Source organism: Rhodococcus sp. PvR044 (assembly GCF_040548995.1).
In the GTDB taxonomy this organism is placed as follows: Bacteria; Actinomycetota; Actinomycetes; order Mycobacteriales; family Mycobacteriaceae; genus Rhodococcus_G; species Rhodococcus_G oryzae.
On the sequence record NZ_JBEPSX010000001.1, the window covers coordinates 1,191,069 to 1,217,184 of the forward strand.

A 26,116-nucleotide genomic window follows, 5' to 3' on the forward strand; every position below is an offset into this window, starting at 1 on the left:
TGTCCAGCCGTGACAAGACCTACGAGCGCCTGGACCCTGATCCGTCGGGCCGGAACAGCGTTGATCACACTGGGCGCGTTGACGTTTGCCATCGCGGGACCGGCGGGCGCCGGGTCGGTCGGCGATTCCGAGCCCGCGGAGGCACCGCCCGGCGCAAACCTCTGGGAGTGCAGGCCCACCGCCGATCATCCGCGTCCCGTCGTCCTGTTGCACGGCACCATGAGCAACCAGAACAGCTGGGATGGTCTCTCGCCCGAACTCGCGGCGGACGGGTACTGCGTCTTCACGCTGAACTACGGCAAGGACCCGACGAGCATGATGGGCGCGATGGGCATGTACGCGACCGGCGACATCCCGACGTCGGCCAGGCAGGTCGGTGCGTTCGTCGGTCGGGTGTTGCAGAGCACCGGCGCCGATCAGGTGGACGTCGTCGCGCATTCGCAGGGCGGGGTGGTCGCCCGCCAGTTCCTCAAGTTCGAGGGCGGCGCGAACGCCGAGGATCCATCGCGCAACAAGGTGCGCAATCTGATCACGCTTGGCGCGACCAACCACGGCACCACGATGTCCGGGATGTCCGAGCTGGCGAAGCGGATCCCGCCGATGGTCGGTGTGGCCGAGGGCGTCGCGGGCAAGGCCTCGGTCCAGCAGCTCGTGGACAGCCCGGTGATCACCGCACTGAACTCCGGTGGTGACACCATGCCCGGGATCGACTACACGGTTGTCGCCAGCCGGAACGACTCGATCTCCACGCCGCCCGAGGCGACCTTCCTCGCCGCGGGCCCCGGTGCCACGGTCGAGAATCTGTGGATCCAGGACCTGTGCGCCGCGGACCACTCCGATCACATCGCGCTCGCCACCTCGCCGACGGCCGGCTATATCGTCAGGAAGGCGCTGGACCCGAGCTTCTCCGCGGACCGCTGTTCCGGGAAATAGTCGCGGCGCGGATCTCCTCGGTGGCCGCGCGAAAGGCGGGCGCGGCGTGCGCGAAGTAATCGAACAGCAGGTCGAGCTGCTCGGGGGAGTATCGGGTGAGGACCTCGGCCAGGTGTCGGCGGGCCGGGCCCACCACCTCGTCGATCTCGGGTAGGGCCTCCGCGACCGGTTCGATGATCACCCGCCTCCGGTCGGCGGGATCGGCCGCGCGCCGCACGTACCCGGCGCGTTCGAGTCGGTCGATCAGGCGGGTGGTGGCGCCCGTGGTGAGGCCGGTTTCGGCCGCCAGTTGACCCGAGGTCAGGCTGCCGTGCAGGCCGATCCTGCTCATGGCGTGCCATTCGGAGGTGTGCAGCCCCGCCGCTTCCGCGCCGGCAAGGCCGTTGAGGCCGACGGCGTCGAGGTATTCGCGGAAGATCGCGTGCCGGTTCGCCTCGGTGTCGCTTGCCATGACCGTGCATCCCTCCTAGTATTATATCTGCACGTATGCAGATAATGCTCATGTGCAGTATCTGCTCCAGTCTAACGAGGAGGAGGACGGTATGGGCACCACCGAGGATCGCGCCGCGATCGATCAGGTCATCGATGCGCTCGTCGACGCGTGGGGGCGCCACGACGCCGATGCCTACGGCGCGCAGTTCACCGACGACGCCACCTACGTCACCTATGTCGGCACCTACTACCGGGGCCGCGCCGACATCGTCGAGAGTCATCGGGTGCTGTTCGACAAGTTCGTCAAGGGGACCCGCCTGGCGGACCGGGTGCTCGACGTCAGGTTCCTCGGCGCGGACGCCGCCGTGGTCACCGGCCGCGGCGACACCTACAAGGGCGATCCGCCCGCGAAGCTCAGCAAGGTCCAGACGTACGCGATGGTCCGCGAGGCCGACGGGCGGTGGCGGATCGCGGCGTTTCACAACACCAAGCGCAGGCCGCTGATGGAGCGGATCTCGTTCCGGACCGCGCCCGGCCTGGTGCCCGCGGCGGATCGGTAGCGCCGTTCGCACCCCCGGTGCGATTGCGTAGGCTTCCTTCGAGAGTCAACGTGATAGACGGAGAGTGAATCGAGTGACGATGATCCGGGTCGGTGTTCTTGGTGCCAGCGGCAAGGTCGGCCGCGCCATATGCGAGGCAGTGGAGGCCGCGCCCGATCTGGAACTCGTCGCGCAGGTCGACCAGGGCGACCGGATCGAGACGTTCGTCGACACCCGTACACAGGTCGTGGTCGACTTCACCCACCCCGACGTGGTGATGGGCAACCTGGAGTTCCTGGTGGCCAACCGCATCCACGCGGTCGTCGGGACCACCGGTTTCGATGACGCACGGCTGGCCACCGTGCAGTCCTGGCTGGTGGAGAACCCCGAGGTGGGCGTGCTGATCGCGCCGAACTTCGCCATCGGCGCCGTGCTGTCCATGCGGTTCGCCGAGCAGGCAGCGCGCTTCTTCGACTCGGTCGAGGTCATCGAGCTGCACCACCCGAACAAGGCGGATGCCCCGTCGGGCACCGCCTACCGCACCGCCGCGCTGATCGCGGCGGCACGCGAGAAGGCCGGCCGCGGGCCGAGCCCGGACGCGACCTCCACCGAGCTCGAGGGTGCGCGCGGCGCCGACGTGAACGGGGTCCGGGTTCACTCGGTCCGCCTCGCGGGACTCGTTGCGCACCAGGAGGTCCTGCTCGGAACCCAGGGCGAGACGCTGACCATCCGGCACGATTCGATCGACCGCAACTCCTTCGCGCCCGGCGTCCTGCTCGGTGTCCGGGAGATCGCGGGTCGTCCGGGGCTCACCGTCGGCATCGACCCCCTGCTCGACCTGTGAAGAACGGCACCACCAAGGTCGTCGTCACCATCGCGGCGATCGTCCTCGCGCTCGGCTTCTACTTCGTGCTGCTCGGCCAGCGCGGCCTCGACCTGATCCGGGAGGGGGGAGTGGCGCCGATCGGACTGGGCATCGGCGTGCTCCTGCTGCCGGTGCTGGGGGTCTGGATCGTGGTGGTGACGCTGCGTGCCGGATTCCAGCACCAGCACCTCGCGCAGCGCATCGCGGACGAGGGACTCGAGCTCGATGTGTCGGAGCTGCCGAGGCGGCCCTCGGGTCGGATCGACAGGGATGCCGCGGATGAGCTTTTCGCACAGGTGAAGTCGGAGTGGGAGGCCGATCCGGACAACTGGCGCAACTCCTACCGGCTCGCGCGGGCGTACGACTACGCGGGCGATCGCGGCCGGGCCCGCGACACCATGCGCCGGGCCGTCGCGCTGGAGCAGGCCGAGCGGGAGCAGGGCTGACCCGCACCGTCGGTCCCGCCTCGGCCGTACTCTGGACCGCGTGACGGACGAGCGCAGGCAGCCAACCCTTTTGGTCGTGCACCACACGCCCTCGCCCGCCACCCGCGAGTTGCTCGAATCGGTGCTGGGCGGTGCCAACGACCCGGAGATCGAGGGGGTCACCGTGCGCTCGCTGCCCGCGCTCGGGGCCACCATCCCGGATGTGCTGGCCGCGGACGGCTACGTCTTCGGCACCTCGGCGAACTTCGGCTACATGTCGGGGGCGCTCAAGCATTTCTTCGACACCGTCTACTACCCGTGCCTCGACGCCGTCGCGGGCCGCCCGTACGGGCTGTGGGTGCACGGCAACAACGACACCGCCGGGGCGGTGCGGTCGGTGGACAAGATCGTCGCCGGGCTCGCGCTGACGAAGGTGGCGCAGACGGTGGAGGTCACCGACGGGATCGATGCCCGCGCCCGCGAACTCTGTTACGAGCTGGGGGCGACCGTTGCGGTGACGCTGGCGGAAGCCCAGGCGGCACGCCGATCGGGAGGTCGCGATGGGAAATGAATCGAAATCGGTCTCGGTCAGTGATCTGGCGGAACGGGTCGCCGGCTCAGTCTCCGGACGGGGCTGGACCGTCGCTACCGCGGAATCCCTCACCTCGGGACAGGTGGCGGCCGCACTCGGCGCGGCGCCGGATGCCTCGTTGTGGTTCCGTGGTGGAGTCGTTGCCTACTCGAGCGACGTGAAGCGGTCGGTGCTCGGGGTGCCCGACGGGCCGGTGGTATCGGAGGCCGCGGCGCGCAGTATGGCCACGGGGGTCGCCCGATTGCTCGGCGCCGATCTTGCTGTGAGCGTGACGGGCGCGGGTGGGCCCGAGGGGCAAGACGGGCAGGAACCCGGCACCGTCTGGCTGGCGGTGACCTCGCCCGTCGCCGAGTTCTGCGAGATGAGCCGCTTCGATGGGACACCTGCGGAGGTGGTGCAGGCATCGCTGGAGCGGGCACTGGAATTGCTGGCGCAGTGTGCGATCGGATGATCAACCACAGCGCTTGAACAGGCGTCCCTTCAAACATCGCCGATCACGTTTCCGGGACCTTTCGGGCGGGTAGTCGCGGGGATGAGCAGAATTCTGGGCAGCGGTTCCCGGGCATCTCGGCAGGGTTCGAGTGGCCCGACGATCGGCGTCGAGGAGGAATTCCTGCTCGTCGACGCACACACGGCAATGCTGCGTATGGACAACGCTGCCGTCGCCCGTAGCGCTTCCGAACTCGGACTCGAGCTGCAACTCGAGCTCACCCAATGCCAGGTCGAGACGAACACCCCCATCTGCCACGATGCCCGCGAACTGCGCGCGCACCTACTTCGGATGCGCACAGTGGCCGCGGCCGCAGCTCTGCGCCACGACTGCCGGCTGGTGGCCACGGCGGCACCCCTGATCGGTCCGTGGCGGATCAGTGTCACCGACTCCGATCGTTATCGCGCCATGGCGGAGAGGTATGGCGCGCTTGCACTCGAGCAGGGCATCTGTGGTTGCCACGTCCATGTGGACGTCCCGGAGCGCGAGACGGCGATCGAGGTCTGCAACCATGTGCGGCCGTGGCTGCCGATTCTCCTCGCCCTCGGAGGAAACTCACGGATCCACCGGGACCTGGACACCGGTTTCGCCAGTTGGCGATGGATCCTGTGGTCTCGATGGCCGGTGTCGGGGCCGCCACCCTACTTCGACTCACGGCGACACTATGAGGCACTCGTCGACATGCTGGTCGACAGCGGGACGATCATGGATGAACGGATGGTGTATTGGGACGTTCGACCGTCCAGTCATCTTCCGACGGTCGAGGTCCGGGTCAGTGACGTGCAGCCGACGGTCGATGACGCCGTGCTTCTGGCCACCATCGTCCGGGCGCTCGTGATGACTGCGACTCGCGCGATCGAACGTGGCGCAGGTGCGCCGCCGGTTGCGCTCGAGACACTGCGCGCGGCAAGCTGGGCGGCCGCTCGGGTGGGAGTGTCCGGAACGGCCCTGGACCCGCACACCGGTAGACCGAAGACGCCGGCCGCCCTCGTAGGAGCCCTGCTCGATCACGTACACGATGCGCTCGACGAGCTCGGCGAATATCGACGGGTGAAGTCGGCCCTCGCGAACCGGCTCGAGGACGGCAACGGCGCCGACTGGCAGCATCGAACCCTGCTCCGATCCGGTGACCTCACGCAGGTCGTGAAACTCGCGGTCACCCGCACGGTTCAGGACATCGCACGCTGGTGAGCGCCGGTCGTGGTTCAGCACCCCGCATTGTGGGTAGTGCCTAGTCATGTACACACGATGCGCGACCTTGATTGCAGGGGCTTCCGTGACTGTCCTCGTCGTCGCGGGGTGCGGCAACGACGATGAATCGACTGACGACAGCGCGACAGTCGAGACGCCTCCGACGTCGCTCGAAACGGCGACCACCAGCCTGCTCACCCCCCGCGGCGGCTTCACTTTGCCGGTGGAAGGCGGCACCGACAATGCCTTCACCTACGACGAAGCCGCCGTCCCGGTGGGTTCGTCGGTGAACGTCGACTCCGAGGAGCAGGATGGCCGCACCACGGTCACATTCAGCGCGACCGGCCTCGCGCCCAACCGCGACTTCGGCGTGCAGGTGCACACGCGGGCGTGTGGGCGGGAACCGTCGGATTCGGGTCCGCATTATCAGAACGATGTCGATCCGATGGCCACCCCGGAATCGCCGTCGTCGGATCCTGCCTACGCGAACCCACAGAACGAGATCTGGCTCGACGTCACCACCGATGGGAACGGCAACGCGCAGTCGTCGACGGCCGTCAACTGGGAGTTTCGCGACGACGAGGCCAATTCCGTCGTCCTCCACGCACAGCGCACCAAGACCGGTCCCGGCGTGGCCGGCATGGCCGGTGACCGCCTGGCCTGTATCGACGAGGATCTGTGACGGTTCGCCAAAGCCGCTGTGCCGGTTCCGAACCGGCGAACGATGGTATTTCTGCGCGGGGTAGATGGGGAGGCGAGGTTGTGGACCGTACAACTCATCGGTCGTCCCGTACGGGTGAGCGACGCCAGCCAGAGACAGCCCAGGACTCAGTGATCTGGCCGGAATCGAGCCCCCTCGACCAGTGGTGGTCTCGGGTGGTTTTCGATCACGACGGCCCGTCCGACATTCCGGGAGAAGGTTCGCGTAAATCTGATAGCGGCGCGCAACAGCCACGTGGGTAGCACCGGCAATCGACGGCACCCAGAAGACCACGAGGAACGCGCACAATGCAAAGAACCAAGCGCGGGAAGTGAATTCCGCAGCATCCGTGGCGAATCGATCGAAGCTGGGAATGCCCTCGTATGGCACCGCTCAAATCGGCTCCAGCCGCCAGGGCAGTGCCAGGGGAGCCGCGGCGATGGTTTCGATTCCGCATTCGCCTGAACTTCAAGAGCACCTGGACTGTTGGGGACAACGCGCCTGTCAGGCGTCGATCACCTTCTGTTCATGTTTGCCTGCGATCTCGATCTTGCGGGGCTTCGCCTTCTCCGCCACCGGGATGGACAACCTCAGGACGCCATCCTCATAGCTCGCCTCGATGCCGTCGGTATCCAGGGTTTCGCCGAGGAACAGCTGTCGACTGAACACGCCACGGGGCCGCTCGGCGGAGACCAGTTCGCAATCCCCGCTCAACTCTGGGCGTTCCGCGTGAACGGTGGACGTTTCGCTCGACGTCGAGATCGATCGAGTCGGCCTCAATACCGGGAAGGTCGAATTCGGCGATGAACCTGTCGCCGTCGCGCCATGCATCCAGCGGCATCACAGCCGGACGCGCCACTGTGCCGAAGACCTGCTGGGCGAGCCGGTCGAAGTCACGGAAGGGATCAGTACGCATCAACATCATCGTCACCTCCAGGCAACTTCCCAAATGAACAGTTGATACCAGTGTCAACGTACTTAGGTTATCTTCTATTCCCACCACAGATTATTTTGGCACTCCTCACCTTCCTGGTGCAAGAGATGCAGGAGCCTCTCGCGTACTCGCCCTCCCGATACCGCTGACGCGCCGCGGGACGCCCATGGAACCCTCGAGTGCGGGTGCACATCCAGAGGGGCCAGCATGCGATTTGACCAGCACTTCAGCATGGACCTGGATTTCTTCTGCGATCGATTCCGAAATGGAGGGCTGTCGCACACGGGATCCTCTTCATGGACGGGGACATCGTGGGCAATGGAGAGCAAGCAGAAGAGGGAATCGACGGTTCGAGCGGTGACGACTCACCCGAAGATGACACTTCACTGCACAGAGGCGACCTCAAGTGAGCAGGGCGCGGTGGTGTGGGAACGACCTCTATGAGTGTTGTTCCGGACGCGCGGGCTGGCGGTAAGCAGTGCCGGGAGGGCGCGCTACGCGCGCGGTTCGGCTTCGGGTACGGGGAGCGCGGCGCCGCGCCCGACTCGGCTCGCCCAGTACGCCGTCCTCCGCGGGGTGGCAAGCCATTCCGGCCACATCCGCAGCTCGGGCGGGAGGTTGATCACGGGATCGAACGCGGGCTGCGCGTCGTCGGCGACTGCGCTCGGAGAGTCCAGCCAGATCCGGCCCGCCGGGGTCGCCTTGCCGCGGGCAGTCGCCAGGGAGAGCGTGAAGTGCAAGGGGCCGCCGTCGATCAGCGCCGACGTCGAACCCGTTCGTGGTTGCCCGTGGTCCGGCACGGCGAAAACCCAGGTAGCAGGTCCGTCCTCCGCGCAATAGGCGGTGACGCTGCTGTATCTTGCGCTGGACCAGCCGCGGGCCGGCCACAGCACCACCCGCGTGGACAGCTGGGCCGACACCAGCAGCAGGTCCCACGGCCCACCGATCAGGTGTAAACGAATTGCGAGACCCATCATGTCCGGTAGCACGCCGGGGAGACCGATTCCCCGGGAGAGTCGGGCGGTCACCGGTATCCGTCCTTGAACCGGCCACCAGTGCGCTCCCAGTTCCGCGTGCCCCTGGGTGAGCACCCCACGCGGGTGGAAGATACGCGCTCGGCGGAACGCTGAGGCGAACGTGAACGGGGCACCTAGCACTGCATCGAGTTCCTTCATGCCAGACCGGGTACCCGCGAAAGCGGGATGCAATCGGGCGAGCATGCCGGAGTTCGGGAGCCGAAGGACTCAGCCAGTGGCGCCAAGTCTGCTGAGCATCAGTTGCTTGCCTTGCTCCGCGCCCTTCCTGCTGTCTGCCTGCGCGCGTCGGAAGAAGTCGGCCACTTCCGTGTCGCCGCAACGTTCGGCATCAGAGATGAAGGAATCCATCTCGAGTGCATTGGTCAGACACGCTTCCGTGAACCAGATCAGGTCGAGTCTGCCAGGGCGATCTCATGCCCCTCTTGGGGCTGGGAAAAGTTGCACTTCTGGCGTTTCGGCTGGAGCCAGGCGTAGGCGCCGGTTCTCATCGACCGCGTCCTGAATCGTCGTGAAGATTCGGAACTGGTTCGCCAAGCCGGCCACATCAAGCGCGCGCACGACACCGCGCGCAGGTGCGACGAGAAGGAGTTGGAGGCCATTGGCGGAGGCGCGGATGTTCGCTCGCGCCAGCAACTGTGCACCAGAAATCCCGAGAAAAGTCGTGTGGGTCAGATCCAGTATCAGGCTCATGACCGCTGTGTCGATGCCGGTTTCGAGGGCCGATCGCAGAGCTTCGACGGACGTGTAGTCGAGTTCACCGCCGACTTCGACAACAGTTGATCCAGGGCCCCGGCTTCGGCCCCGTGCTTCGCAGAGACAGTCATCCAAGCGGCTGTACTGACGAATGTGAATGTGCATTTCCAGACCTCCTCCACTCGGGTCGCGCTGTGAGAGCGAGAAGCAGGCATCGGTAGCCGAACAGGGTCAGGGATCGTGCGTGAGTAGCCGCGAGATCGAATAGCGCTGAAATGCGATCGGAGTCAGGTCCTGTGCGCGGTGCGCCACATGTCCGCTGGTATCACTGCCGGACGAGCCACCCTCTGCACCTTCTGCCGAGCGAGGCGGTCGCTTCCGCGAAACTGGTCTGCGGGCATCAACATCACCGTCACCTCCAGGCGGGTCAATACTGATGGAAGCGGCGCTGGATAATCAAAGCTTCAAGTGTAAAGTTATCTCTTATCGCGGGCACAGATTATGGTGCCACTGCTGCTAGCCTGGTGCAAGAGGACATCAGACGCTGGAGGTACCGCAATGACGCAAGAGTCCACCCCTCGTTCGCGGCTGGGCGTCTACGGCATCTCGGTCGCGTCTGAACTGTCGGGCATCGATCCGCAGACATTGCGTCTGTACGAGCAGCGGGGACTGCTCGCCCCGGCCCGGACCGAGGGCGGCACTCGGCGTTACAGTGACGACGACCTGATGGCCTTGCGTCATATCGCCGAACTCGTCGCCGGCGGAATCAACCTTGCGGGAATTGCGCGGATCCTGCAACTCGAGGCCGAAAAACTCCGACTGGAGATCGAGAACGCAGACCTACGGGCAGAGCGCGAAGCCCGGCCGGTCGACAACGAGCGCGTCAAATGAGTGGTCCAGACGGTCATGAACTGCATCAGCAAGACGTCGACCTGACAGGGCGCGCCACCTAAAATCACCCGTCCTTGGGCTCCTCCTGGGCGAGCCGCTCATCGAGGGTCTCACCGAACTCGGCCTCCCGTGCGGTGGTGCCGAAACGATCGGATTCTGCGCGAGGACTGCAATCACAGTGCGAGACCACCCAGGTTCGCGAGCATGGCACTGGGGCAGCGCTTTTCGGAGTACCCCAGAAACCCGTTCGCGGACTCGACCCACGTCCTGGTGTCCGAGGGCCCACAAGATTCTCGATTCGATTCCTCTCGGACGTGTTGCCGACCGTATTTCAGGCAGTCGAGGACGCAGACATCCCGGCCGACGATGCCGTCGCCGTGCCCGGGTGATCTGGTGCCCGATCGCCTGCGACGGGCGGTATAGCGGGGATGGAACCGGTGTAACGGCGGCAGGACTGCTGCCCTCTGGCGTGGCAGCCCCGTTGATGTCGCGCGCGGGAGCTTTGTCGACCCGCACCCTGCCTACTCGGAGGCCGTTGCCCGGCGGGACGACCCGAACGCGATGTGACCGCCGAGGGCGCCGCTGGCCGCAGCTGCCGCCAGACCCGTCCAGCTCCAGGCCTGCGCGCGGACGCTCGGTGCGCGCCTGCGCAGCCGAAACGAGACGAGCATCGCGGTGGCCGCCGCCGTATTGCCGAGCGCATGGATCAGCCCGGCCCGGCGGTCTGCCTCGTCACGCTCCACCCAATCCGCCCATCCGGTCACGACCGCGAATGGCGCTCCGGCGAGCCCGAGACCGATCAGGCGCCGCGCCGCGTGGTGGTCGCGCATGACGGTCTCCAGTACGACCGCCGCTGTCCATGCGCCGACGGGGACGGTGACCGCCATCGGGTGTATCGGGTGGCCCAGCCAGGAACCGCGCAGGAACCCGGCGGTCGGACCGTGATCGAGCAGTCCGTCGAGACGCTGCTGAAGAGGTGCGCTGACCCGATCCAGCGCGTCGACCGACTCGGGCAGGTCGAGGAGTTCATGAACCTTCATCACATCGACTTTCTGTTCGGGGCCGGCCCGGTCAGGGCCACCGTCACATCACCATTGGCCTTCCAGCGGGTACCCACACCGACGTTCGGTAATCCTCACGACCCTTACCCTTGTCCAACCTGAGATCCCGTCTGCAGCGGTGAATCTGCCCCTCGCTCTCGGGCTGATGTCGGACCCCGATGGCAGGGTGGGGACATGCTTGAGATGACGGCCGCCGCCGCCAGGCGAACCGCGCTGGCCGCGCAGGGGTTCGCCGACGCGCGCCCGACCACCGCGCCCACCCGCAGGCACCTGCTCAAGGCGGTCGGTACGACCTCGCTACTGCAGATCGATTCGGTCGCGGTGGCCGTACGGGCGCACTACATGCCGGTGTTCAGCCGGATCGGCGCCTACGACCGGGGCCTCCTGGACGACGCCGCGTGGCGGCACACCGCCGCGAAGCCCCGTGCGCTGGTCGAGTATTGGGCCCACGAGGCCGCGCTGATCCCGGTGGGGGACTGGCCGCTGCTGCGCTGGCGGATGCGCGCCTACGAGGGCGGTCGCTGGGCCGGGGAACGTCAGGTGCTCGAGCGGAACCCGGCCCTGATTCGCGACGTCGTCGACGTGATCTCGGCTGTCGGGTCGGCGAGCGCGGGCGACATCGAGCGGCACCTCGAGATCGACCGCGGTCGCAGGGCCGGGCCGTGGTGGGATCGCAGCGATACGAAGGTCATCTGCGAGCAACTCTTCGCGGCGGGTGCGCTGTCGGTGGACAGGCGGGTCGGCTTCGTCCGGCACTACGACCTCGCCGACCGGGTGCTCCCGGCAGGCGTCGTGTCCAGCCGGATCGACGACGCGGACGCGGTGCGCGAACTGATCCGTCGCGCCGCGCGGTCACTCGGCGTCGGAACGGAGCCGGACCTGCGCGATTACTACCGGCTCTCGCGCGCCCAGGCCGCCGCCGCGATCGCGGACCTGGTGGACGAGGGGACTCTGGTCCCGGTGACCGTGCGCGGCTGGGGAGCGCCCGCCTACCGCCACGTCGAGGCGCGGACGCCGCGTCGGATCACCGGAGCGGCGTTGCTGTGCCCGTTCGACCCGTTGGTGTTCTTCCGTCCGCGAACCGAACGGATCTTCGACTTCCACTACCGGCTCGAGATCTACACGCCCCAGCACAAGCGGGTGCACGGGTACTACGTGTTCCCGTTCCTGCTCGACGGCGAGTTGGTCGCCCGCGTGGATCTGAAGGCCGATCGCGGCGCCGACGCGCTCCAGGTGCACGGCGCCTTCGCGGAGGGCGAGGGCGAGGGCGGGGACGGGCGCGTGGTGGAGTCGCTGGCCTCGTCGCTGCGCGAGATGGCGGACTGGCTCGGGCTCTCGGACGTCAGGGTCGGCGAGCGCGGCGATCTCGCCGCCGCGCTCGCCGATCGGGTCTGATCACGCCGGATCGGATCCGGTTGTCGGTCAGAGGGTTTCGACGAACTTCGTCAGGCCCTTCGAGGCGGTTTCGAGGGCGATCTTCTGGCCGCGCTTGACGATGAACCCGGGCATCGGGATCTTCAGGTCGACGGTCAGATCGAAGGTCACGTTCGTGCCGTCGCCGTCCGCGACGAGCGTGTACGAGCCGTCCTGGGTCTTCTGCTGGTCGCTCTCCACGAGGCTCCAGCTCACCTTCTCGTCGCCGACCCACTGGTAGTCCACGACCTGCTCGTCGTTGACGCCCAGCACCGAGACCTTCATGCGCACGCGCAGCGGACGGCCGTCGGGGTGGGTGCTCTCGACGATCACCGACTTGTGCGAGGACGACCACTCCGGTACTCGCTCCACCGCGACGATCGCCTCCATCACCTTGGCCGGATCGGCCTTGATGTGGAATTCCTTGTTGCCTGACACGGCCATCGAGCCCACCCCTTAATGCGATTGCGTCCAAACTCAGTGCGTCATTACATCACTCCGGGACCGTCCTGGGTTGCGGACGCGCGTCCAGGTCATTCCTCCGTACGCCTGCCCTTGCGCACCTGGTCCCGGAGCGCGCCCTGGACGGCCTGCGACACCCAGGAATTCAGTGACATCCCGTTCTCGGATGCCGCCTCCTCCGCGCGTGACTTCATCTGATCCACCAGGCGCAGGGTCACCCGGGAGATGTCACCGGTGACGTCATCAACGGCGTCATTGATGTAGTCGCTCGTCGTGCTCTCGCCGCGCGGGCCGGATCCGGGCCGCGCACGGCGAGCCACCTCGACATGCGTTCGATCGCCGTCGAGTCGCACGTGCACCGTCCGGTCGCCGAGCGCGGTCGACACCTCCGCCGCCAGGTCGGAGAGCGCGGACAGCAGCATCAATCGCGCCGAGTTCTCGGCCGCGACGGCCAGCGCCTCGGCGATCCTCTTGGTGTTCTCGTCGCCGAGGGCGGCCGCCGCGATCAGGTCGTCACGCAGGGTGGTGGTGTACTCCGACAGTTCCATGACGTCAGTGTGACGCCATTGTTGACGTCGGTCAAGATGCCATGGCGTCAGGCGAGCAGCTTCGCCTTGAGTGCGGCGATGTCGGCGTCGGTCAGACCGAGGCCCTGGTACACGTAGTTGTCGAAGCTGCCGTACCGCTCGTCGGCGGTGGCGAAGGCGCTGTCGAGCCATTCCTGCTTGACGCCGTCGAGCATCGCGGTGGGGCTGGTTGCGTCGACCCCGCGGTAGACGTTGCTGAGCATGAAGTCGGCGTTCACCGTCGCGCGGTCGACACCGAGGATCGTCAGCAGCACCGCCGCGGTCCAGCCGGTCCGGTCCTTGCCCGCGCTGCAGTGGAAGAGTACCGCGCCGTCGGTGTCGCGGATGTCGCGGAGCACGGCGGCGAAGGCCTGGTTGGCACCGGGGCCGGTGATGAAGGCGCGGTACGCCGAGTTCAGGTCGACCAGCGTGGTGACGGGTGAGGCGCCGAGCACGTCGTACCAGTTGGCCTTGGCGCCTGCGGGTACGAGGTCGGGCTGCAGGGCCCGCTCGTAGACGGTGCGCAGGTCGTCGACGGCCTTGACGTTGCGGCCCTCGAGCCTGGCGAGGTCGGCGGGGGACAGCTTGTTCAGCGCATCGGTGCGGAAGACGAGCCCGGTCTTGACCGTGCGGCCGTCGACGGTGGTGTATCCGCCGACGTCGCGGGCGTTCTTGGCGCCGTCGAGGTGCAGAGACCGGTCGAAGGTCGACTGCTCGACGGCCGCCGGCGCCGCGGCGAGTGCGGTGCCTGCGGCGGAACCGACGAAGATCGAGGTTCCGATGGCGAGGGCGGCGGCCGCGCGCAGGACGCGGGCACGGTTCGGGGTGAGGGCCACGAGGTGTCTCCATGGGGGGTCGGCGCGGATCACGGCGCGGTGATCCAAGACGTTCGGACACAGGAGTTGGTACACCGTTCAGGTGAACGCGAGGAGTCGCGCCGATAGGGTGCGGTGATTCGGCGAGCAGGACTCAGCAGGACGAGCAGGACAAGGAAGGAACGCAGTGCGGCAAGCGGTGTCCCTGAATGTGCAACTCATCGCGAAGACGGAGTTCGCCCCACCGGCGGACGTGCCGTGGGAGACCGATGCCGACGGCGGCGAGGCGCTCGTCGAGTTCGCCGGTCGGGCCTGCTATCAGAGCTGGTCGAAGCCGAACCCGAGAACCGCGACCAACGCCGGCTACCTGCGTCACCTGCTCGAGGTCGGGCACCTGTCGGTCCTCGAACACGGCAGCGTGAGCTTCTACATCACGGGGATCTCGCGCTCCTGCACGCACGAGCTGATCCGGCATCGGCACCTGTCGTACTCGCAGCTCTCGCAGCGATCGGTCACCGAGCGGGACGCGAACGTCGTGGTGCCGCCCGCCGTGGTCGGCGACCCCGAACTCGAAGCGCTGTTCGTGGCGGCGACCGATGCCAGCCGCGCCGCCTACGTGGAACTGCTCGAGGCGCTCGAGACCAAGCTCGCGCACGTCCCGAACGGGTCGCTGCGGGCGCGCCTGGCGCGGCAGGCGGCGAGGTCCGTGCTGCCCAATGCGACCGAGACCCGGGTGGTCGTCACCGGCAACTACCGGGCGTGGCGGCATTTCATCGCGATGCGTGCCTCCGAGCATGCCGACGTGGAGATTCGCAGCCTGGCAATCGAATGCCTTCGTCAGCTCACGGAGGCAGCACCGAATGTGTTCGGAGACTTCGAGATCGCGACACTGCCGGACGGCACCGAGGTCGCGGTGAGCGAGTTCGACAACCGCGACTGAGCGGGGCGATTCGGCACGGGCACTGCGGTGTTCAATCTTCACCTGCCCACCGGGTAACCTTCTGACCATGACCAACGGTGAATCCGCCCCCGTCGAGCATCCGTTCGGCACCATCCTGACCGCGATGGTGACCCCGTTTACCGGCGACGGGAAGCTGGACGTCGATGCGGGCGTTCGGCTGGCGACGCACCTCGTCGACGGCGGCTGCGACGGGTTGGTGCTCGCGGGCACCACCGGTGAATCTCCCACCACCACGGAGAACGAGAAGCTCGAGCTGATGCGCGCGGTCATCGACGCCGTCGGCAGCCGGGCCCGGATCATCGCGGGCGCGGGTAGCAACGACACCGCACACAGCGTCGAGCTGGCGCGTGACGCCGCTCGGGCGGGCGCGCACGGACTGCTCGTCGTCACCCCGTACTACTCGAAGCCGCCGCAGGCCGGCCTGCTGGCGCATTTCACCGCGGTCGCCGACGCGACGGACCTGCCCGTGATGCTGTACGACATCCCGCCGCGCTCGGTGGTGCCGATCGAGACCGAGACGATCTACCTGCTCGCCGAGCACCCGCGGATCCTGGCGGTCAAGGACGCGAAGGGCGACCTGAACGCGGGCGCGGAGCTGATCGCGAACACGGACCTGCAGTTCTTCTCCGGCGATGACCCGCTGAACCTGCCGTGGCTCTCCGTCGGAGCCACCGGTTTCGTCAGCGTGATCGGTCACCTCGTCCCGGGGCGCCTGCGCGAGCTGCGCGATGCGTTCCTGGCGGGCGACAACGACCGCGCCCGTGAGATCAACGTGAGCCTGCTCCCGCTGATCCGTTCGCTCGGCCTGCTCGGTGGCGTCTCGGCCTCGAAGGCCGGGCTGCGACTGCAGGGCATCGACGTCGGTGACCCACGATTGCCACAGGTGCCGCCGAGCCCGGATCAGGTCGAGGTCCTCGCCGCCGACCTGCGCGCGGCAGGGGTGCTGTCATGACTCGCCCGCCGCGTCGTCGCAGCGCCAGCCGTCAGGCCGGACCCCCGGCTCCCACCGCGGCTCCCGAGGCCGCCCCGAAGCAGCAGGCCCCCGCCCCGCAGCAGCAGGCGCCGGCCCCTGCTCCCGAACAGCCGCAGCAGCAGGCACCGGCCGAGTCGGCACCTGCGGCGCAGGAGCAGGCACCCAAGCGTCGCCGCGGTGGCGCGAAGTCGCAGGGCGGCGCCGCCGCCAAGTCGCAGGGTGGCAACGCCCCCAAGTCTCGTTCGCAGGGCGGTTCGGGACGTCCGCAGCGGCAGCCGAAGAACGCGGGCGGTGGGCAGCGCCCGGACGGCCGCGTCGGCGTCGACCCGACCGAACGGCTCGGCCTCCCGCCGAAGGCGCCCCGTAACGGCCTGCGGGTCGTCGCGCTGGGCGGCATCGGCGAGATCGGCCGGAACATGACGGTCTTCGAGCACAAGGGCAAGATCCTCATCGTCGACTGCGGCGTCCTCTTCCCCGAGGACCAGCAGCCCGGTGTCGACCTGATCCTCCCGGACTTCGCGTACATCGAGGACCGGATGGCGGACGTCGAGGCCGTGGTGCTCACGCACGGTCACGAGGACCACATCGGCGCGATCCCGTTCCTGCTGCGCCTGCGCCCGGATCTGCCGGTCATCGGCTCGAAGTTCACCCTCGCGCTGGTCGCCGCCAAGTGCCGCGAGCACCGGCAGCGGCCGAACCTGATCGAGGTCATCGAGGGTCAGCGCACCACGCACGGCCCGTTCGAGTGCGAGTACTTCGCCGTCAACCACTCGATTCCGGACGCCATCGCCATCGCCATCCGCACCGACGCGGGCGTCGTGCTGCACACCGGCGACATCAAGCTGGACCAGCTGCCGCTCGACGGCCGCCTGACCGACCTCGCGGGCTTCTCGCGGCTCGGCGACGAGGGTGTCGACCTCTTCCTGGTGGACTCCACCAACGCCGAGGTGCCCGGCTTCGTCACTCCCGAGCGGGAGATCGGCGGTGTCCTGGACAACGTCATCGGCAAGGCCAAGCAGCGCGTCATCGTCGCGTCGTTCGCCAGCCACGTGCACCGCATCCAGCAGGTGGTGGACGTCGCGGTGCGGTACAACCGCCGGATCGCGTTCGTCGGCCGGTCCATGGTCCGCAACATGCAGATCGCCCAGGACCTCGGCTATCTGTCCGTTCCCGACGGCGTCGTCGTCGACGTCGACACCGCGGCGAACCTGCCCGACGACCGGCTGGTGCTCATCTCCACCGGCTCGCAGGGCGAACCGCTCTCCGCGCTGTCGCGGATGGCCCGTGGGGAGCACCGGCAGATCAACGTCCGCGCGAACGACCTCGTGGTCCTCGCGTCCTCACTGATCCCCGGCAACGAGAACTCGGTGTTCGCGGTGGTCAACGGCCTCGCCAAGCGCGGCGCCACCGTCGTCACCCAGCAGAGCGCGAAGGTGCACGTCTCGGGTCACGCCTCGGCGGGCGAGCTGCTGTACCTGTACAACGCGGTGCGGCCGACCAACGCGATGCCCGTGCACGGCGAGTGGCGGCACCTGCGGGCCAATGCGGCGCTGGCCAAGGCCACCGGTGTCCCGGAGGAGCGCATCGTGCTCGCCGAGGACGGCGTCGTGGTGGACATGGTCGACGGCCTCGCGGAGATCGTGGGCCGGGTCCCGGTCGGCATGGTCTACGTGGACGGGAACTCCGTCGGCGACGTCGGTGACTCGACCCTCTCGGACCGGCTCGTGCTCGGCGAGGGCGGATTCATCTCGATCTCGCTCGCCGTGGACACGCACACCGGCAAGGCCGTCAGCACCCCCGAGGTGCACGGGCGCGGCTTCTCCGACGACCCGGCGGCGCTCAAGGAGGCCGCGGTGCTCGTCGAGGCGGAGCTCGCCCGGCTCGCGTCCGAGGGCATCACCGACACCCATCGGATCGCGCAGGCGGTTCGGCGCGTGGTCGGTCGCTGGGTGGCGGACAAGTACCGGCGTCGGCCGATGATCGTGCCGACCGTCATCGGCGTCTAGCCGCCGCACCACCACTCCTCGCGACGGCCGGCCCGGTTCGATCACCGGGCCGGCCCGCGCGCGGGTGTCAGAACAGTAGTCGCCACAGTCCGATCAGGCCGACGACGACGATGACGGCGCGGAGCGCCGTCGGGGAGAGGTGTCGGCCGTACCTGGCGCCGATGGCTCCGCCGATGAGCGATCCGACGGCGATGAGTCCCGCTGCGGCCCAACTGATCCGGTCGAAGGCCACCAGGGTGTACGCCGTGGCGGCAACGATGTTGACCAGCAGTGAGAGCAGGTTCTTCGCGGCGTTCATCCGCTGCATCGACTCCGGCAGCAGGGCGCCCATCACGCCCACCAGCAGGATTCCCTGTGCGGCCGTGAAGTAGCCGCCGTACACCCCGACCGCGAAGGTACCCGCGGTCAGTGCGGCCATCCGGCCAGGCCCGACGTGCTCGGCGTCCCGGCCCTGGGCCTCCGCGCGCTCGCGGGCCCAGGCCTGGATCCGCGGACCGGCGACCACCAGGATCAGTGCGAGTGCCAACAGCACCGGCACGATCGTGACGAACGCCTTCTCGGGCAGGTGCAGCAGCAGCCAGGCGCCGAGGCCCGCTCCCACCAGCGATGCCGGGATCTGCCAGCGCAGCCGGTCCCATTGGCCGCGGAGCTCGCGGCGGTATCCCCAGGTGCTCGACACGCCACCCGCAACGAGGCCGACCGCATTCGACATCGTGGCGACCACCGGCGGATAGCCGAACGCGACCAGGGTGGGAAAGGTGATCAGGGTTCCCGAGCCGACGAGGGCGTTGATCGCGCCCGCGCCGAAACCGGCGAGGGCGATGACGATCATCTCGGTGATGGGCACCGCAGGGACGGTACTGGGTGCGTGTCAGCGCGCGGACGGGCCGCCGCGGCAGTAGCGTGGCGGGCATGAAGCTGGCCCACGACGAGCGTCTCGCGCTCGTGGTCACGATGGCCGAGTTCGGGCCCGACGCGCCAACGCTGTGCGGCGAGTGGACCGTCCGGGATCTGGCCGCACACCTGGTGCTCCGCGAACGACGGCCCGATGCGGCCGCGGGCATCATGGTCTCCGCCCTTTCCGGGTACACCGAGCGGGTGCAGGCGTCGATCGCCCGCGGTTCCTTCGAGGACCTCCTCGAGCAGATCAGGACGGGTCCGCCCGTGTGGTCGCTGATGCGGCCCTTCGACGAGCAGCTGAATCTGGCCGAGATGTTCGTCCACCACGAGGACGTGCGGCGCGGTGGTCCGGACTGGGAGCCCCGGATCCTCGATCCGGCCTGGGCGGGTCCGCTGTGGGCGGTTGCCCGGCGGATGGGCAGGCGCGCATATCGACTGGCGTCCTGCTCGGTCGTGCTGGAGCGCCCGGACGGACGTCGGGCCACGGTGCGCAGCGCAGGCGGCGAGACCGTGGTGCTGCGCGGTGACCCCGCGGAGCTCGCCCTGCACGCCTTCGGGCGCGACGCGGTCCGGCTCGAGGCCACCGGCCCCGATCAGGCCGTCCAGGGTGTGATGTCGCTCGATCGCGGCATCTAGAAGCCCTGTTGCGGGTGTTGCGGATGGTCCTGATGGGGCCTCAGCGACTAACCTGACGTGCATGGCAGGTAAGACCGGGACCAGAACTACCAAGAGCGCGTCATCCTCGCCGCGGTCCTCCGCGAGCTCGGGATCGTCGGCGTCGGGTGGTTCGAAGGCGCGGTCGGGCGGCCGGACCACCAAGACGGTGACCACCCCGCGGAGGCCGACGGCGCCGCGCAGCAACGCACAGGCGGCGAGGCGCAAGCCGGCCGCTAAGGCGCCGGTGAGCCCGCTCAAGGCCGCCGGGCGAGGGCTGGGCCGCGGCTGGGCCCTGATGGCGCGCGGCGTCGGCGCGACGACGAGGACGGTCAGCAAGGCCGCCGACATCGAGCCGGGACACCGCAGGGACGGAATCGCGCTCGGCCTCGTCGCGGGCAGCGCGATCGTCGCGGCCGCCATGTGGTTCGCCGCGGGCGGCCCGGTCGGGGACTGGATCGAGACCGGGGTGCGGGCGCTTTTCGGTGGCGCGGGCGCGGTCCTGCCGATCATCGCGGGCGCGATCGCGGTGGTGCTGATGCGTTCGGAACCGCACCCGGAGGTGCGGCCACGGCTGATCCTCGGTTCGCTGCTGATCGGCTTGCCCGCGCTGGGCGTGTGGCACGTCATCAGCGGGGCGCCCGTCGATGCGGAGGGCAGGGCCGGCGCGGCGGGGTTCCTCGGATATGTCATCGGTGGACCGCTGACCGACGGCCTCACCATGTGGCTCTCCATCCCGCTGCTGATCCTGGCGATGGGGTTCGGGGTCCTGCTTGTCACCGGCACCACCGTCCGTGAGGTCCCGGAGCGGATGCGGACGCTGTTCGGCGTGCACGGGCACGCCGACGAGTACGAGCCGTACGACCCGGAGGACGGCTACGACCACGGGCACGACGACCCGGGGCACGACGACCTCGAGGACCTGCGAAACCTGCGGCCGGCGCGCCGATCCCGTCGGGCGCGCCAGGACCCGTCGGACTTCGACCCGGCCCTGTTCGACGCCGACGGCTACCCGGTGGAGGAGCCGGTGGGGCCCGCCGCGAACTACCCGGTCGAGGAGACCGCGAACGAGGCGGTCACCGAGGTCATCGCGGCGCCGCCCGCCGCTCCGGCGCCCCCGGCCCGACCGCGGCCGAAGCCGAAGCCGACCCCCGCCCCGGCCGCGGCCGAGGACACGACGCCCGCGATGCTGATCCCGGACCGCGTCATCGAGGGCGACTACACGTTGCCGCCGACGTCGCTGCTGATCGAGGGCGATCCGCCGAAGACCCGCAGTTCGGCCAACGACACCATGATCGAGGCCATCACCGAGGTGCTCGAGCAGTTCAAGATCGACGCCGCGGTCACCGGTTTCACCCGCGGCCCGACGGTCACCCGATACGAGGTGGAGCTCGGTCCCGGCGTCAAGGTCGAGAAGATCACCGCCCTGGCCCGCAACATCGCGTACGCCGTGGCGACCGACAACGTCCGGTTGCTCGCGCCGATTCCCGGCAAGTCCGCGGTGGGCATCGAGGTGCCGAACTCGGACCGGGAGATGGTGCGCCTGGCGGATGTGCTGTCGGCGCCGTCGACCCGGAAGGATCACCACCCGTTGGTGATCGGCCTCGGCAAGGACATCGAGGGCAACTTCGTCAGCGCCAACCTGGCGAAGATGCCACACCTGCTGGTTGCGGGTTCGACGGGCTCCGGTAAGTCCAGCTTCGTGAACTCCATGCTGGTCTCGCTTCTCGCCCGGGCCACCCCGGACGAGATCCGGATGATCCTGATCGACCCGAAGATGGTGGAACTGACCCCGTACGAGGGCATCCCGCACCTCATCACCCCGATCATCACCCAGCCGAAGAAGGCGGCGGCCGCGCTGGCGTGGCTGGTCGAGGAGATGGAGCAGCGCTACCAGGACATGCAGGCCAACAAGGTCCGGCACGTCGACGACTTCAACAAGAAGGTCCGCTCGGGGGAGATCACGGCGCCGCTCGGTAGCGAGCGCGTGTACCGGCCGTACCCGTACATCCTCGCCATCGTCGACGAGCTCGCGGACCTGATGATGACGGCGCCGAGGGACGTGGAGGAGGCGATCGTCCGGATCACGCAGAAGGCGCGCGCGGCGGGCATCCACCTGGTGCTGGCCACCCAACGTCCGTCGGTGGACGTGGTCACCGGACTGATCAAGACCAACGTGCCCTCCCGCCTTGCGTTCGCGACGTCCTCGCTCACGGACTCGCGGGTCATTCTCGACCAGCCGGGGGCGGAGAAGCTGATCGGTATGGGCGACGCGCTGTTCCTGCCGATGGGGGCAGGCAAGCCGACCCGTCTGCAGGGCGCCTTCATCACCGACGAAGAGATCTCCGCGATCGTCGACTTCTCCAAGAACCAGGCCGAGCCCGAGTACACCGAGGGCGTCACGGCCTCGAAGGCGGCAGACAAGAAGGACGTCGATCCCGACATCGGTGACGACATGGACGTGCTGCTGCAGGCGGTCGAACTGGTGGTCACCAGCCAGTTCGGGTCGACCTCCATGCTGCAGCGCAAGCTCCGGGTCGGCTTCGCCAAGGCGGGTCGCCTGATGGACCTGATGGAGACCAGGGGAGTGGTCGGCCCCAGCGAGGGCTCCAAGGCCCGCGACGTGCTGATCAAGCCTGACGAGCTGGACGGGCTGCTGTGGTCGATCCGCGGCGGGGACCCGGAGTCCGAGCCGGAGGACTGAGTCGGAACGGCTCGCGCCTGACCGGCGGGCCGGCCGCGTTGTGGTTGAATGAACGGGCCTTGGAGGGGAGTATCCCCCATTCCTGTGGCAACCTCGTCAGCACGAACGGCACCATTGCCGCTCCGGGGTTGCCGGTCGACTGCACCGTCGGCGGGAGAGACCTCCGGTGCCCTACCTATCGGCAACCGGAGGTCGTTGGCTGATGCATGTCACTCCGCTCATCTGGATCGTCACCATCTTGGTGATCCTGGGGCTCTTCGTATTCGACTTCTTCGCGCACGTGCGCACCCCCCACGAGCCCACCTTCCGCGAATCCGCCTTCTGGTCGGCCGTCTACATCTGCATCGCGATCCTGTTCGGCTTCGTGATCATCTGGGGCTGGGGCGGCACCTACGGCGGTGAGTATTTCGCCGGGTACGTCACCGAGAAGGCCCTCTCGGTCGACAACCTGTTCGTGTTCGTGATCATCATGTCGACCTTCGCCATTCCCCGTCAGTACCAACAAAAGGTGCTGCTGATCGGCATCGTGATGGCCCTGGTGATGCGCGGTGCCTTCATCGCCGTCGGCGCGGCGGCGATCAACGCGTACAGCTGGGTCTTCTACCTGTTCGGCATCTTCCTCGTCTACACCGCGTACAAGCTGATCCGCGAGGCAGGTCACGAGGCGGAGGTCGAGGAGGAACGCGAGAGCAAGATCATCGCGTTGGCCAAGCGGTTCCTGCCGACCACCGAGGAGTTCGACGGCGACCGGCTGACCACCAGGATCGACGGCAAGCGTCTGGTCACGCCCCTGTTCCTGGCTCTCGTCGCCATCGGGTTCACCGACATCCTGTTCGCGCTCGACTCCATCCCGGCGATCTACGGCCTCACCAAGGAGCCGTACATCGTGTTCACCGCGAACGCGTTCGCGCTGATGGGCCTGCGGCAGCTGTACTTCCTGATCGGCGGGCTGCTCGAGCGGCTGGTGTACCTGTCCTACGGCCTCTCGATCATCCTCGCGTTCATCGGCGTGAAGCTGGTGCTGCACGCGCTGCACGAGAACACCCTGCCGTTCATCAACGGCGGCGAGCCCGTGAGCGTCCCCGTGATCTCCACGGGATTCTCGCTGCTCGTGATCCTCGGTGTGCTGGTGGTGACCGCGGTGGCGAGCCTGCTCAAGACCCGCAACACCGCCGCCAAGTAAGCCGAGCAATACGCTGACGCCGCGGTGGCGCGATCACGGAGTCCGAGGACTCGTGACCGCACCACCCGCGGCGCAGCTGTATCAGGAGAATGCGCCCATCACCGGCGTCCATTCGGTGAACCGTGCGGCCTCGACGAGGCCGGCCTTGGCGAACGGGTCGTTGGTGAAGAGCGAGCGCACGGCCGCGACGTCCTCGGCCGTCGCCAGGATCAGTGCGCCGCTGCCGTCCGCGAACGGTCCCGTGGTCAGCACGGTGCCGCGCTCGACCAGTCCGGACAGCCACGCGCGGTGGTCGGGCCGGATCTCGTCCCTGGCGGCGGTGGTGGCCTCGCTGTAGGTGTACTCGACGGCGACGATGGGCATGGGGGCTCGCTTTCGGTGAGGGGTTGGCGGGTCTCTAGAGGGTGAGGAGCATGCGGGTGTTGCCGAGCGTGTTCGGCTTCACGTAGCTGAGGTCGAGGAACTCCGCCACGCCGGTGTCGTAGGACCGGCACATCTCGCCGAACACCTCCGCGGTCACCGGGGTCCCCTCGATCTCCACGAAACCGTGCTTGCCGAAGAAGTCGACCTCGAAGGTGAGCACGAACACGCGCCCGAGTTCGAGCTCGCGCGCGACCTGGACGAGCTGTGCGACCACGAGGTGCCCGATGCCGCGGCCCTTGACCTTCGGGTCGACGGCGACCGTGCGTACCTCGCCGAGGTCGGCCCACAGGACATGCAGTGCGCCACAACCGATCACCTCGCCGTCGAGTTCGACGATCCAGAACTCCTGAACGGCCTCGTAGAGGGTCACGAGGTTCTTCTCGAGCAGGATCCGGCCCGCGTAGATGTCGATCAGGCGCTTGATCTGCGGCACGTCGGAGGTTCGCGCGCGGCGGACGGTCGGAGCGTCTGGATCGGAGGTCATGGGCCCAGAGGTCATGTGGTGAAGAGTAGTCATGGAGCCAACCGATATTCTTAGCCATGTGCCCGCCCGATTAGACAGCTCCCGCGACGAAACCCTCTTCTACGGGGTGGCGTCTCGCGCTGCGTGGGTGGCGGCCCGGTGACCGCGCAGTCGCACGACGAGATGGCGTCCGGCGGGCGCCGGGACTCGGGGACTGAGGTGGCACCGGTCTCCGGCGGCGTGCCGCACGAGAAGCCGGTGCCCGTGGTCAACATCGCCAACATCCTCACCGTGCTCCGCATCTTCCTGGTCCCGGTCTTCCTGGTGACGCTGTTCATGGACGGCGGGCACTCGACCTTCTGGCGGATCATCGCCACGATCGTCTTCGCGGTCGCGGCGATCACAGACCGGATCGACGGCCAGCTCGCGCGGAAGTACGGACTCGTCACCGACTTCGGCAAGCTCGCCGATCCCATCGCCGACAAGGCCCTGATCGGTGCCGCACTGGTGGGGCTGTCGGTGCTCGGCGATCTCAGCTGGTGGGTCACGGCGATCATCGCGGCCCGCGAACTCGGGATCACCCTGATGCGTTTCGCGGTCCTGCGGCACGGAGTGATTCCCGCGGGACGGGGCGGCAAGCTCAAGACGCTCGTGCAATCCCTTGCCATCGGCATGTATCTGCTGCCGCTGCCCGCCGGTTGGGCGACGGTGAGCGCGATCGCGATGGGCCTGGCGGTCTTCCTCACGGTCGTGACCGGACTGGACTACGTGATCCAGGCGGTTCGCCTCAGGGCAGGCGTTCACCCGCACGAACCCGGGCGATGACCGACCCCTTGGTCGCCGGGACCGAGGCGGCTGATCTGGTGTCCGCTCTCACCTCGCGGGGCCAGACGGTCGCCACCGCGGAGTCGCTGACCGCGGGGCTGCTCGCGGCCACCATCGCCGGTATTCCGGGCGCGAGCCTGGTGCTGCGCGGCGGCCTGGTGGTGTACGCGACAGATCTCAAGGCCGGCCTCGCGGGCGTCGATCCCGCGGTGCTGGCCTCGGACGGTCCTGTCGCCGCGAGCACGGCCAGGGCGCTGGCGGTGGGCGCGCAGGCCCGGTGCGGGGCCGACTGGGGTGTGGGTTTGACCGGTGTCGCGGGACCCGACCCGCAGGATGGCAGGCCGGTCGGCACGGTCTACCTCGGTATCGCCGGACCCGACGGGGTCTCGGCGGAGCGGCTCGAACTCGCCGGTGATCGGTGGGCGATTCGGAGCGGCGCGGTCAGATCGGCCGTGTCGGCACTCCTAGTCCGCATGCGCGCGGCCGCGGCGGGATAGGCTCGGTTTGCTCAAGCCGCGGCCACCGGGAACCATTTCGGAACCCTCGGGCGTTGAACAAGCTGTTGGGCGGAGATGAAGGAGGAGCCACATGGCGGTGCTGTTGCGTGAAGCAATCGGTGACAGTCTGCGGCGTGCGAGGGTCTCGCAGAGCCGAACCCTGCGTGAGGTCTCGGGCACGGCGCGGGTGAGCCTGGGCTATCTCTCCGAGGTGGAACGCGGGCGCAAGGAGGCCTCCAGCGAGCTGCTGGCGGCCATTTGCGATGCCCTCGAAGTGCCCCTGTCCGAGGTTCTGTACGACGTCAGCGAGTCGCTGTCGGATTCCGCCGCCGATCGCGGCGCCCCGGCGAACTCCAACGTGGCCCCCGCGAGCGCGACCCCCGGTGTGGCAGGCGGTTCGCCACGCATCGCCGAGGACACCCGCATGGTGATCCCGGCTCCGAACGCCACCGCGCTCGCCGCCGCATAAGTTCTTGACAATTGGGCCG

The 26,116-nt window shown here is 68.1% G+C and carries 30 protein-coding genes and 2 pseudogenes; 20 read left to right on the plus strand and 12 right to left on the minus strand.

What is annotated here, in order from left to right; genetic code table 11:
- Positions 1–9: 9 nt before the first annotated feature.
- Positions 10–933, plus strand: coding sequence for an esterase/lipase family protein (locus ABIC28_RS05360; RefSeq protein WP_354577839.1), 924 nt, complete (start codon positions 10–12; stop codon positions 931–933).
- Here ABIC28_RS05360 and ABIC28_RS05365 read toward each other — a convergent pair.
- The gene (locus tag ABIC28_RS05365; RefSeq protein ID WP_354577841.1) at positions 881–1,384 is read right to left on the minus strand and encodes a MarR family winged helix-turn-helix transcriptional regulator; all 504 of its coding nucleotides are present in this window, start codon (positions 1,382–1,384) and stop codon (positions 881–883) included. The two genes, ABIC28_RS05360 and ABIC28_RS05365, sit on opposite strands and share 53 nt — an antisense overlap.
- A 91-nt stretch (positions 1,385–1,475) precedes the next feature.
- On the opposite strand from ABIC28_RS05365, the gene ABIC28_RS05370 reads away from it, so the two are divergent.
- From ABIC28_RS05370 to ABIC28_RS05400, 7 genes are all read left to right on the plus strand, one after another.
- Positions 1,476–1,925, plus strand: a complete 450-nt coding sequence (locus tag ABIC28_RS05370; protein ID WP_097211171.1) for an SgcJ/EcaC family oxidoreductase — start codon at positions 1,476–1,478, stop codon at positions 1,923–1,925.
- A 79-nt stretch (positions 1,926–2,004) separates the two neighbouring features.
- Positions 2,005–2,748 carry a 4-hydroxy-tetrahydrodipicolinate reductase gene (gene dapB, locus ABIC28_RS05375; protein ID WP_097211328.1) on the plus strand — a complete coding sequence of 248 codons (744 nt, stop codon included), beginning with the start codon at positions 2,005–2,007 and terminating at the stop codon, positions 2,746–2,748.
- Entirely contained in the window at positions 2,745–3,215 is a 471-nt protein-coding gene (locus ABIC28_RS05380; protein WP_097211172.1) for a hypothetical protein, read from the plus strand. Before dapB ends, ABIC28_RS05380 begins: the two co-directional genes overlap by 4 nt.
- Positions 3,216–3,255: 40 nt before the next feature.
- Positions 3,256–3,765: a flavodoxin family protein gene (locus ABIC28_RS05385; RefSeq protein WP_097211173.1), complete on the plus strand. Its 510-nt coding sequence runs from the start codon at positions 3,256–3,258 to the stop codon at positions 3,763–3,765.
- Positions 3,755–4,237, plus strand: a complete 483-nt coding sequence (locus ABIC28_RS05390; protein ID WP_097211174.1) for a CinA family protein — start codon at positions 3,755–3,757, stop codon at positions 4,235–4,237. Before ABIC28_RS05385 ends, ABIC28_RS05390 begins: the two co-directional genes overlap by 11 nt.
- A gap of 81 nt (positions 4,238–4,318) precedes the next feature.
- On the plus strand, positions 4,319–5,467 hold the full coding sequence (locus ABIC28_RS05395; protein WP_097211175.1) for a carboxylate-amine ligase: 1,149 nt from the start codon (positions 4,319–4,321) through the stop codon (positions 5,465–5,467).
- 46 nt (positions 5,468–5,513) lie between these two features.
- Entirely contained in the window at positions 5,514–6,149 is a 636-nt protein-coding gene (locus ABIC28_RS05400) for a superoxide dismutase family protein (protein WP_354577846.1), read from the plus strand.
- 522 nt (positions 6,150–6,671) lie between these two features.
- Here the strand turns inward: ABIC28_RS05400 and ABIC28_RS05405 are convergent.
- The 4 genes and pseudogenes from ABIC28_RS05405 to ABIC28_RS05420 form a co-directional block, all read right to left on the minus strand.
- Positions 6,672–7,089: pseudogene (locus ABIC28_RS05405) on the minus strand (Hsp20/alpha crystallin family protein).
- Positions 7,090–7,595: 506 nt separating this feature from the next.
- Positions 7,596–8,129: a phosphodiesterase gene (locus ABIC28_RS05410; RefSeq protein WP_257017337.1), complete on the minus strand. Its 534-nt coding sequence runs from the start codon at positions 8,127–8,129 to the stop codon at positions 7,596–7,598.
- Between the two features lie 216 nt (positions 8,130–8,345).
- Positions 8,346–8,528, minus strand: a complete 183-nt coding sequence (locus ABIC28_RS05415; RefSeq protein ID WP_097211178.1) for a hypothetical protein — start codon at positions 8,526–8,528, stop codon at positions 8,346–8,348.
- Between the two features lie 21 nt (positions 8,529–8,549).
- On the minus strand, positions 8,550–8,996 hold the full coding sequence (locus tag ABIC28_RS05420) for an STAS domain-containing protein (protein WP_097211179.1): 447 nt from the start codon (positions 8,994–8,996) through the stop codon (positions 8,550–8,552).
- Positions 8,997–9,389: 393 nt separating this feature from the next.
- Between ABIC28_RS05420 and ABIC28_RS05425 the strand changes: the two genes are divergently transcribed.
- Together ABIC28_RS05425 and ABIC28_RS05430 are read left to right on the plus strand one after the other, a co-directional pair.
- The gene (locus ABIC28_RS05425) at positions 9,390–9,722 is read left to right on the plus strand and encodes a MerR family transcriptional regulator (RefSeq protein ID WP_097211180.1); all 333 of its coding nucleotides are present in this window, start codon (positions 9,390–9,392) and stop codon (positions 9,720–9,722) included.
- A 161-nt stretch (positions 9,723–9,883) separates the two neighbouring features.
- Positions 9,884–10,108: pseudogene (locus ABIC28_RS05430) on the plus strand (glutathione-dependent formaldehyde dehydrogenase); the annotation flags it as partial.
- A gap of 135 nt (positions 10,109–10,243) precedes the next feature.
- On the opposite strand, the gene ABIC28_RS05435 reads toward ABIC28_RS05430, so the two are convergent.
- Positions 10,244–10,762 (minus strand): DUF2231 domain-containing protein, encoded by a 519-nt coding sequence (locus ABIC28_RS05435; RefSeq protein ID WP_097211181.1) that lies wholly within the window; start codon positions 10,760–10,762, stop codon positions 10,244–10,246.
- 195 nt (positions 10,763–10,957) lie between these two features.
- On the opposite strand from ABIC28_RS05435, the gene ABIC28_RS05440 reads away from it, so the two are divergent.
- Positions 10,958–12,178, plus strand: a complete 1,221-nt coding sequence (locus ABIC28_RS05440; protein WP_209926095.1) for a winged helix-turn-helix domain-containing protein — start codon at positions 10,958–10,960, stop codon at positions 12,176–12,178.
- A gap of 27 nt (positions 12,179–12,205) precedes the next feature.
- On the opposite strand, the gene ABIC28_RS05445 is transcribed toward ABIC28_RS05440, so the two are convergent.
- The 3 genes from ABIC28_RS05445 to ABIC28_RS05455 form a co-directional block, all read right to left on the minus strand.
- On the minus strand, positions 12,206–12,640 hold the full coding sequence (locus tag ABIC28_RS05445) for an SRPBCC family protein (RefSeq protein ID WP_097211330.1): 435 nt from the start codon (positions 12,638–12,640) through the stop codon (positions 12,206–12,208).
- Positions 12,641–12,729: 89 nt separating this feature from the next.
- Positions 12,730–13,206 carry a toxin-antitoxin system HicB family antitoxin gene (locus tag ABIC28_RS05450; protein WP_097211183.1) on the minus strand — a complete coding sequence of 159 codons (477 nt, stop codon included), beginning with the start codon at positions 13,204–13,206 and terminating at the stop codon, positions 12,730–12,732.
- 47 nt (positions 13,207–13,253) lie between these two features.
- The gene (locus tag ABIC28_RS05455; protein ID WP_354577851.1) at positions 13,254–14,060 is read right to left on the minus strand and encodes a tyrosine-protein phosphatase; all 807 of its coding nucleotides are present in this window, start codon (positions 14,058–14,060) and stop codon (positions 13,254–13,256) included.
- Between the two features lie 166 nt (positions 14,061–14,226).
- Between ABIC28_RS05455 and thyX the strand changes: the two genes are divergently transcribed.
- From thyX to ABIC28_RS05470, 3 genes are all read left to right on the plus strand, one after another.
- Positions 14,227–14,979 carry an FAD-dependent thymidylate synthase gene (thyX, locus tag ABIC28_RS05460; protein WP_354577853.1) on the plus strand — a complete coding sequence of 251 codons (753 nt, stop codon included), beginning with the start codon at positions 14,227–14,229 and terminating at the stop codon, positions 14,977–14,979.
- 67 nt (positions 14,980–15,046) lie between these two features.
- The gene (gene dapA, locus ABIC28_RS05465; RefSeq protein ID WP_354577855.1) at positions 15,047–15,952 is read left to right on the plus strand and encodes a 4-hydroxy-tetrahydrodipicolinate synthase; all 906 of its coding nucleotides are present in this window, start codon (positions 15,047–15,049) and stop codon (positions 15,950–15,952) included.
- Positions 15,949–17,979: a ribonuclease J gene (locus ABIC28_RS05470; protein WP_097211186.1), complete on the plus strand. Its 2,031-nt coding sequence runs from the start codon at positions 15,949–15,951 to the stop codon at positions 17,977–17,979. The genes dapA and ABIC28_RS05470 overlap by 4 nt, the downstream gene beginning before the upstream one ends.
- A gap of 67 nt (positions 17,980–18,046) precedes the next feature.
- Here the strand turns inward: ABIC28_RS05470 and ABIC28_RS05475 are convergent, their stop codons facing one another.
- Positions 18,047–18,811 (minus strand): sulfite exporter TauE/SafE family protein, encoded by a 765-nt coding sequence (locus tag ABIC28_RS05475; protein ID WP_179800513.1) that lies wholly within the window; start codon positions 18,809–18,811, stop codon positions 18,047–18,049.
- 80 nt (positions 18,812–18,891) lie between these two features.
- Here ABIC28_RS05475 and ABIC28_RS05480 point away from each other — a divergent pair, with 80 nt between their 5' ends.
- The 3 genes from ABIC28_RS05480 (at position 18,892) to ABIC28_RS05490 (ending at position 23,420) form a co-directional block, all read left to right on the plus strand.
- Positions 18,892–19,515, plus strand: a complete 624-nt coding sequence (locus ABIC28_RS05480) for a TIGR03085 family metal-binding protein (protein ID WP_097211188.1) — start codon at positions 18,892–18,894, stop codon at positions 19,513–19,515.
- A gap of 61 nt (positions 19,516–19,576) precedes the next feature.
- A complete protein-coding gene (locus ABIC28_RS05485) occupies positions 19,577–22,237 on the plus strand; it encodes a DNA translocase FtsK (RefSeq protein WP_269588142.1) in 2,661 nt (886 codons plus the stop codon).
- Between the two features lie 202 nt (positions 22,238–22,439).
- Positions 22,440–23,420 (plus strand): TerC family protein, encoded by a 981-nt coding sequence (locus ABIC28_RS05490; protein WP_097211189.1) that lies wholly within the window; start codon positions 22,440–22,442, stop codon positions 23,418–23,420.
- Between the two features lie 81 nt (positions 23,421–23,501).
- Here the strand turns inward: ABIC28_RS05490 and ABIC28_RS05495 are convergent, their stop codons facing one another.
- Both ABIC28_RS05495 and ABIC28_RS05500 read right to left on the minus strand, forming a co-directional pair.
- Positions 23,502–23,783: a YciI family protein gene (locus ABIC28_RS05495; protein ID WP_097211190.1), complete on the minus strand. Its 282-nt coding sequence runs from the start codon at positions 23,781–23,783 to the stop codon at positions 23,502–23,504.
- 34 nt (positions 23,784–23,817) lie between these two features.
- Entirely contained in the window at positions 23,818–24,342 is a 525-nt protein-coding gene (locus tag ABIC28_RS05500; protein ID WP_077041355.1) for an amino-acid N-acetyltransferase, read from the minus strand.
- Positions 24,343–24,489: 147 nt separating this feature from the next.
- Between ABIC28_RS05500 and pgsA the strand changes: the two genes are divergently transcribed.
- The 3 genes from pgsA (at position 24,490) to ABIC28_RS05515 (ending at position 26,097) form a co-directional block, all read left to right on the plus strand.
- On the plus strand, positions 24,490–25,131 hold the full coding sequence (pgsA, locus tag ABIC28_RS05505) for a CDP-diacylglycerol--glycerol-3-phosphate 3-phosphatidyltransferase (protein ID WP_097211333.1): 642 nt from the start codon (positions 24,490–24,492) through the stop codon (positions 25,129–25,131).
- The gene (locus tag ABIC28_RS05510; RefSeq protein ID WP_097211191.1) at positions 25,128–25,628 is read left to right on the plus strand and encodes a CinA family protein; all 501 of its coding nucleotides are present in this window, start codon (positions 25,128–25,130) and stop codon (positions 25,626–25,628) included. The genes pgsA and ABIC28_RS05510 overlap by 4 nt, the downstream gene beginning before the upstream one ends.
- A 91-nt stretch (positions 25,629–25,719) precedes the next feature.
- Positions 25,720–26,097, plus strand: a complete 378-nt coding sequence (locus tag ABIC28_RS05515) for a helix-turn-helix domain-containing protein (RefSeq protein WP_097211192.1) — start codon at positions 25,720–25,722, stop codon at positions 26,095–26,097.
- Positions 26,098–26,116: the final 19 nt, after the last annotated feature.